Source organism: Bacteroides sp. 1_1_30, from assembly GCF_020982715.1.
Taxonomy (GTDB): Bacteria; Bacteroidota; Bacteroidia; order Bacteroidales; family Bacteroidaceae; genus Bacteroides; species Bacteroides xylanisolvens.
The window spans coordinates 1-1,046 of record NZ_JAJKHN010000227.1; the positions used below are offsets into that span (position 1 = coordinate 1).

3 protein-coding genes are annotated in these 1,046 nt (G+C 51.3%); all 3 read left to right on the plus strand.

Annotation, left to right across the window (positions count from 1 at the left end):
• The first annotated feature begins 4 nt into the window (after window positions 1-4).
• The 3 genes from LPH68_RS26360 to LPH68_RS26370 are packed head-to-tail and all read left to right on the plus strand — an operon-like array spanning window position 5 to window position 968.
• Window positions 5-451, plus strand: a complete 447-nt coding sequence (locus tag LPH68_RS26360) for a hypothetical protein (RefSeq protein WP_230297285.1) — start codon at window positions 5-7, stop codon at window positions 449-451.
• Between the two features lie 6 nt (window positions 452-457).
• The gene (locus tag LPH68_RS26365; RefSeq protein WP_196045547.1) at window positions 458-778 is read left to right on the plus strand and encodes a hypothetical protein; all 321 of its coding nucleotides are present in this window, start codon (window positions 458-460) and stop codon (window positions 776-778) included.
• Between the two features lie 10 nt (window positions 779-788).
• Window positions 789-968 carry a hypothetical protein gene (locus tag LPH68_RS26370; RefSeq protein WP_196045545.1) on the plus strand — a complete coding sequence of 60 codons (180 nt, stop codon included), beginning with the start codon at window positions 789-791 and terminating at the stop codon, window positions 966-968.
• Window positions 969-1,046 lie beyond the last annotated feature (78 nt).

Here is a 1,046-nt window from a genome sequence, read left to right on the forward strand (position 1 = left end):
CGAAATCCTCGCGCGCTACAAAGAATTACAAGAGAATGACAGTGTAAACCTGATCGAATTTCATACCGCTGACGGGCAGAGACACGGTATCAGCAACCCGGAAGCCATCAAGCTGTTGCTTTCGGTGGCGGTCATCGAACTGGAACGCCAGCTCTGGGCCGCACAGTTCGGTGATATTCCGGAAAGCCTGGAGAACAGCCGCGAGTACAAGGCGGCCAAACAGCTGGAATACGCCATGAACGATTTGGGATTCAAGTCCGAACGCTTCGCCCAGGCTCTTCCTTATTTCCACAAGACACTGGAACAGACATTCTTCCGAACTGTAAAAGCCGGAATTCTCGCCATGGCGGAGCGTGACCCGCGCCGTATCGACGGGCGCAATGAGGCTTCTTACGAAATGTGCCGGATGCTGGCCCCCATGTTACAGGATACCGGACTTCCATTCATCTAAAAGGGCATGTTCATAGACGAGAGGACACAGAACCGGATTCATGCCATCCCCGGCGAGAGCATTTCCCATAGCACGATGCGTGCGCAAGACCTGATCCCGGTGTTCATGGATGTTATCCGTGACACACCGGAGTACGTGCAGATGATGAATGCCGTCCCCGCCCATGTCATGGAAGACAAGGATGCTGAATGGTGGAACAGCGATGACGCAGCCGGATTGCTGGAATCGCTGTTCGACACGCTTGACAGCTGCTCCCCGGAGGATTACTATTTCGGTGCCCACCCCGGTAACGGCTCCGATTACGGATTTTGGAAAATGGACAAATGAATGCCGGAACATGATACGGATTAAAAAAGACAAATGGCATGGCATCCTCAAAGACGGGGTTTGTATCGGGCAAATCTATCTTGCCCGTGCCGAAAGCAGGAAATTGAGATACTGGGCAATCTCTTGCGTGAGTGGAATCGGTTTCAATACTTTCAATGAAGCCCGCAGTTATGCCAAGAATTTCCTTTAATAAAAGAACCGCATGATAAATTGGATACAACAGATGCTTTTGCGCCGCAAAAAGACGGACAAAGGCAGAATGACACTC

Excerpts from the sequence above, each read along its gene's own strand:
- LPH68_RS26365 (WP_196045547.1), top strand. The coding sequence starts at position 458 with ATGTTCATAGACGAGAGGACACAGAACCGGATTCATGCCATCCCCGGC.
- LPH68_RS26370 (WP_196045545.1), top strand. The coding sequence starts at position 789 with ATGATACGGATTAAAAAAGACAAATGGCATGGCATCCTCAAAGACGGG.